This window comes from Mesorhizobium sp. M1E.F.Ca.ET.041.01.1.1, from assembly GCF_003997355.1.
Lineage (GTDB): Bacteria > Pseudomonadota > Alphaproteobacteria > Rhizobiales > Rhizobiaceae > Mesorhizobium.
The window spans coordinates 1-4,905 of the sequence record NZ_RZSL01000475.1 but is presented as its reverse complement, the minus strand read 5'-3'; the positions used below and the strand labels follow the sequence as shown (position 1 = coordinate 4,905).

General features: G+C 61.6%; 6 protein-coding genes. 2 read left to right on the top strand and 4 right to left on the bottom strand.

What is annotated here, in order from left to right:
• Nucleotides 1–274: 274 nt before the first annotated feature.
• From rho to hemE, 3 genes are all read right to left on the bottom strand, one after another.
• On the bottom strand, nucleotides 275–1,540 hold the full coding sequence (gene rho, locus EOA38_RS28170) for a transcription termination factor Rho (protein ID WP_126091083.1): 1,266 nt from the start codon (nucleotides 1,538–1,540) through the stop codon (nucleotides 275–277).
• A 178-nt stretch (nucleotides 1,541–1,718) separates the two neighbouring features.
• Nucleotides 1,719–2,261, bottom strand: a complete 543-nt coding sequence (gene hemJ, locus EOA38_RS28165) for a protoporphyrinogen oxidase HemJ (protein ID WP_127300761.1) — start codon at nucleotides 2,259–2,261, stop codon at nucleotides 1,719–1,721.
• On the bottom strand, nucleotides 2,258–3,286 hold the full coding sequence (gene hemE / locus EOA38_RS28160; protein ID WP_127300760.1) for a uroporphyrinogen decarboxylase: 1,029 nt from the start codon (nucleotides 3,284–3,286) through the stop codon (nucleotides 2,258–2,260). The genes hemJ and hemE overlap by 4 nt, the downstream gene beginning before the upstream one ends.
• 401 nt (nucleotides 3,287–3,687) lie before the next feature.
• On the opposite strand from hemE, the gene EOA38_RS28155 reads away from it, so the two are divergent.
• Nucleotides 3,688–4,509, top strand: coding sequence for a pyruvate, water dikinase regulatory protein (locus tag EOA38_RS28155; RefSeq protein WP_126091081.1), 822 nt, complete (start codon nucleotides 3,688–3,690; stop codon nucleotides 4,507–4,509).
• 37 nt (nucleotides 4,510–4,546) lie between these two features.
• Here the strand turns inward: EOA38_RS28155 and EOA38_RS28150 are convergent, their stop codons facing one another.
• Complete coding sequence (locus EOA38_RS28150) at nucleotides 4,547–4,759, bottom strand: hypothetical protein (RefSeq protein ID WP_127300759.1); 213 nt, start codon at nucleotides 4,757–4,759, stop codon at nucleotides 4,547–4,549.
• On the opposite strand from EOA38_RS28150, the gene EOA38_RS41005 reads away from it, so the two are divergent.
• On the top strand, nucleotides 4,758–4,905 hold a 148-nt coding region (locus EOA38_RS41005; protein WP_189434965.1), incomplete at its 3' end, for a Maf family protein. The two genes, EOA38_RS28150 and EOA38_RS41005, sit on opposite strands and share 2 nt — an antisense overlap.

The window sequence follows — 4,905 nt, the reverse complement described above, 5'->3', positions numbered from 1 at the left end:
CAAAACCTCCAGAATCAACAATGGCGGCTACAGAATCACATACAATTCAACCGCTTCAAGCCATTTTCCGACGGCGCCTCTTCACGCTTGACCACAGCACGAAGCAAATGTGTGCGCACGCTAGCCCCTTGTGGGAGAAGGTGGATCGGCGCTTTAGCGCCGAGACGGATGAGGGGTGTTCCAGCGGAGTGAGGCGCTGGCGTTCCCTGGAGCACTCCGTCGCCTGCGGCGACACCTTCTCCCACAAGGGGAGAAGGAGGCGCTTCGCACGCGATCACGTATTCATCGAATCGAAGAAGTCGGCGTTGGTCTTGGTCTGCTTGAGCTTGTCGATGAGGAACTCGATCGCGTCGGTCGTTCCCATCGGCGCCAGGATGCGGCGCAGCACGAAGATCTTCTGCAAGTCCGCGCGCGGCACCAAAAGGTCTTCCTTGCGGGTGCCGGACTTGAGGATGTCCATCGCCGGATAGATGCGCTTGTCGGCTACCTTGCGGTCGAGTTGGATTTCGCAGTTGCCGGTGCCCTTGAACTCTTCGAAGATGACTTCATCCATGCGGCTGCCGGTATCGATCAGCGCCGTGGCGATGATGGTAAGCGAGCCGCCTTCCTCGATGTTGCGGGCGGCGCCGAAGAAGCGCTTCGGCCGCTGCAGCGCGTTGGCGTCGACACCGCCGGTCAGCACCTTGCCGGATGACGGCACGACGGTGTTGTAGGCGCGGCCGAGGCGGGTGATCGAATCGAGCAGGATCACCACATCGCGGCCGTGCTCGACCAGGCGCTTGGCCTTCTCGATCACCATTTCAGCCACTTGCACGTGGCGGGCAGCGGGCTCGTCGAAGGTCGAGGAGATCACCTCGCCCTTCACCGAGCGCTGCATGTCGGTCACTTCCTCCGGGCGCTCGTCGATCAGAAGCACGATCAGATAGCATTCCGGATGGTTGGCGGTGATCGAATGGGCAATGTTCTGCATGAGAACCGTCTTGCCGGTGCGCGGCTGCGCGTTGATCAACGCGCGCTGTCCCTTTCCGATCGGCGCGACCAGGTCGATGACGCGCGGTGAGATGTCCTTGCTGGTCGGATTTTCGATCTCCATCTTCAGCCGCTTGGTCGGGTAGAGCGGCGTCAGATTGTCGAAGTGGATCTTGTGACGAATCTTTTCGGGATCGTCGAAATTGATGGTGTTGACCTTGAGCAGCGCGAAATAGCGCTCGCCCTCTTTCGGGCTGCGGATCGGCCCTTCGACCGTATCGCCGGTCTTGAGCGAAAAGCGCCTGATTTGCGACGGCGAAATATAGATGTCGTCGGGACCGGGCAGGTAATTGGCATTGGCCGAGCGCAGGAAGCCGAAACCATCCTGCAGAACCTCGACCACGCCGTCGCCGATGATCTCGATGTCCTGGGCGGCCAGTTTCTTCAGGATCGCGAACATCAACTCCTGCTTGCGCATGACGCTGGCATTCTCGACCTCGAGCGATTCGGCATAGGCGATCAGCTCTGGCGGCTTCTTGTTCTTGAACTCGGTGAGTTTCATTTCTTGCATTAGATAGACTCTGGGTAGGCTTTTGGGAGAAAATCGGCTGGATGCGACAAATGCCGGGCGCGGCCGAAAGCGAAAAAGGGGCGGCGCATGACGGGAAGGAAGACCCGTCTTGTATCGTCGGTCGCCTAAAAGAGCAAGCCGCCTTTTGCGGGGTCTCCTGGCCGAATCCGGGAAAGCCTCAGAACGGCTTCACGATGACCAGGATGACGATGACGACCATCAGCAATGTGGGGATTTCGTTGACGATCCGCCAGTGCCTCGCCGGCTTTTCGTTCTTGTCCTCGGCGAATTTTCTCACCGCGCCGGCGAGGTAGCCATGCAGACCTGAAAGCAGGAGCACAGCGAGGATCTTGGCGTGCAGCCAGCCGCCCTGAAAGCCGAAACCTTTCCAGGCCAGCCAAAGCCCGAACGCCCAGGTCACGATCATCGCCGGGTTAATGATGCCGCGCAACAGGCGACGCTCCATCACCTTGAAAGTCTCGGACTGCACAGAACCCTTCTCGGCGTCGGCGTGATAGACGAAGAGCCGCGGCAGATAGAGCATGCCGGCCATCCAGGAAATCACCGCAATTACGTGGATCGCCTTGGCCCAGGGATAGAAATCGTCCGGTCCGAGCAGGAACAAAAGCCCGGCCAGCGCGAGGAAGACGGCGATGGCGATCGCCGCCCGGCGCATTGCGCCGGCGCCGCCTCCCAGCTCTCCTTTGCCCATCATCGTCATGACGCGCTCCTCACCATTCTCACCATGGCCTCGACATGCGCCACCGGCGTCTCCGGCGTGATGCCATGGCCGAGATTGAAGATCAGGGGGCCATCACCCAGAGTACGAAGGATAGCGTCGACACCGTCCGCCAGCGCCTTGCCGCCTGCCACAAGCCGCAGCGGATCGAGATTGCCCTGCACCGCGCCTTCGCCCTGCAACTCCCGCGCCATCGACAGCGGCACGGTCCAGTCGAGGCCGAGACCGGTGATCCCGGTCTTCTTCCGATAATCGCGATAGCGCTCGCCGGCGCCTTTTGGAAATCCGATCACCGGTACATCCGGATGCGCCGCCTTCACCTGCCGCACGATCTCCGCCACCGGCTCGACGCAGAACGCGTCGAAGGATGCCTCATCGAGAACGCCCGACCAGGAATCGAAAATCTGCACCACATCGGCGCCGGCCTCGATCTGGCGGATCAGATAGGCCGCCGAATGATCGGCGAGTATTTTCAGAAGCCTGGCGAAGGCCTCCGGCTCGCGATAGGCGAAAAGCCGCGCCGGCCCCTGGTCCGGCGTGCCATGGCCGGCGATCATATAGGTCGCGACCGTCCAGGGCGCGCCGCAGAAGCCGATCAGCGTCGTCTCACCCGGCAGTTTCGCACGCAGCCGGCGGACCGTTTCGTAGACCGGTTCGAGATTCACGTGAAACGTTTCGCCGTTCAGCGCAGCAATCTCGGCCGCAGCGATCGGCTTCAGGATCGGTCCGTGCCCCTCCTCGAAGCGGACCTCCCGCCCGAGCGCATTGGGCACGACAAGAATGTCGGAGAACAGGATCGAGGCATCGAAGCCGAAGCGCTCGATCGGCTGCAAGGTCACTTCGACCGCAAGGTCGGGATCGTAGCAAAGGTCGAGGAAGGATCCGGCCCGCTTACGGGTCTCCCGATACTCGGGGAGATAGCGGCCAGCCTGACGCATCATCCAGAGCGGCGGCGGAGACACCGTCTCGCCCTTGAGGACGTCCAGCATGATCCGTTTCCCAGCCATACAGCGTTCGATCCTTGGGGGCTCTTAAATCAAATATCTATTTTAAAAGAGTCTTCTGATTCTAAGAGTCTGTTGGTTGTGGTGGTTGCGACCTGTCCCGCCTGCCGCTCGAAAAGGCCAGTCAGCATATTGTCGCGCGGCTTCATTCGCAAATTGGAGGGATCTGGGGAAGAACCGGATTCAGGCTTTTGAGTCAGCGGGTTGGCGCCCTTGTTCCGAATTCGGCGCTGTGGACGATGCGGACCAAGAAAAGTTGATCCCCGGTTTTGTCCCCAGCGCCCCGACAAAGCCTACAGCGGGGCGAATTGTGGACAAGGTGCCATCTGATACAGTCGCCTTCACCGCCCCTGTGTTCTTGTCCGACCTTGTCCACAATCACCCACAGCCCGGAACCGACCCTTGTGAACAAACCCCAAAGCTTCTTCCATCTGCACCTGATTTCCGACGCCACCGGCGAAACGCTGCTGGCGGCCGGCCGCGCGGCGTCCGCGCAGTACAAGGATGCGCGCGCCATCGAGCACATCTATCCGCTGATCCGCACGGAAAAGCAGGTCGCCAAGGTGTTCGAGGACATCGAGGAGGAGCCGGGCATCATTCTCTATACCGTCGTCGACCAGAAGCTCGCGCGCAGCATCGACGAGCGCTGCGCGGCCATGGGCCTGCCTTGCGTGTCGGTGCTGGAGCCCGTGCTCGCCGTCTTCCAGTCCTATCTCGGCACCCCGGCCGGCCGGCGTGTCGGCGCCCAGCATGTCCTCGACGCCGAATATTTCCGCCGCATCGATGCGCTGAACTTCACCATGGAGCATGACGACGGCCAGCTGCCGGCCAATATGGATGACGCCGATATCGTGCTGATTGGCATCTCGCGCACCTCGAAGACACCGACCAGCATCTATCTCGCCAATCGCGGTATCAAGACCGCCAACATCCCGATCGTGCTCGGCGTGCCGCTGCCCGAAAGCCTGATCGCCGCCAAGACGCCGCTGATCGTCGGCCTGGTCGCGACCGCCGAGCGCATCTCGCATGTGCGCCAGAACCGCATCCTCGGCAACACCGCCCCCTATGTGTCGACCGACTATATCGACCGCGCCGCGATCAACGAAGAACTCGCCTATGCGCGCCAGCTCTGCACGAAACATGGCTGGCCGATGATAGACGTCAGCCGGCGCTCGATCGAGGAAACGGCCGCGGCCATCGTTGCCCTGCGGGGGAAGACGCGCTAGGGCAGGCGATATAAGTGAGCACTCCGTCCAACACCCCTCATCCGACCGAGCTTCGCTCGGCCACCTTCTCCCACAAGGGGAGAAGGAAGAACGTGGCGCCGGCGACCCGCAGATACCACCAGGTGGCGATTTGCAGCGGCGTCAGCGCAGGACTTTCCTTCTCCCCTTGTGGGAGAAGGTGGCTCGGCGCGATAGCGCCGAGACGGATGAGGGGTGCTGGACGGATCGCAACCGTTGGGTGAACCAGCATGGCCGAGAAAATCATCCTCGCTTCGGGCAGCCCGTTCCGTAAGGCGATGCTCGTCAATGCCGGGCTCGACATCGAGGCTGTTCCGGCCGATGTCGACGAGCGCGCGCTCGAGGCACCCTTGCAGGACAGCGGCGTATCCCCTGAGG

Bases quoted from the DNA above. Each gene is read 5' to 3' on its own strand.
- rho (WP_126091083.1), bottom strand. From the start codon at position 1,540: ATGCAAGAAATGAAACTCACCGAGTTCAAGAACAAGAAGCCGCCAGAG.
- hemJ (WP_127300761.1), bottom strand. From the start codon at position 2,261: ATGACGATGATGGGCAAAGGAGAGCTGGGAGGCGGCGCCGGCGCAATG.
- hemE (WP_127300760.1), bottom strand. From the start codon at position 3,286: ATGGCTGGGAAACGGATCATGCTGGACGTCCTCAAGGGCGAGACGGTG.
- EOA38_RS28150 (WP_127300759.1), bottom strand. From the start codon at position 4,759: ATGCTGGTTCACCCAACGGTTGCGATCCGTCCAGCACCCCTCATCCGT.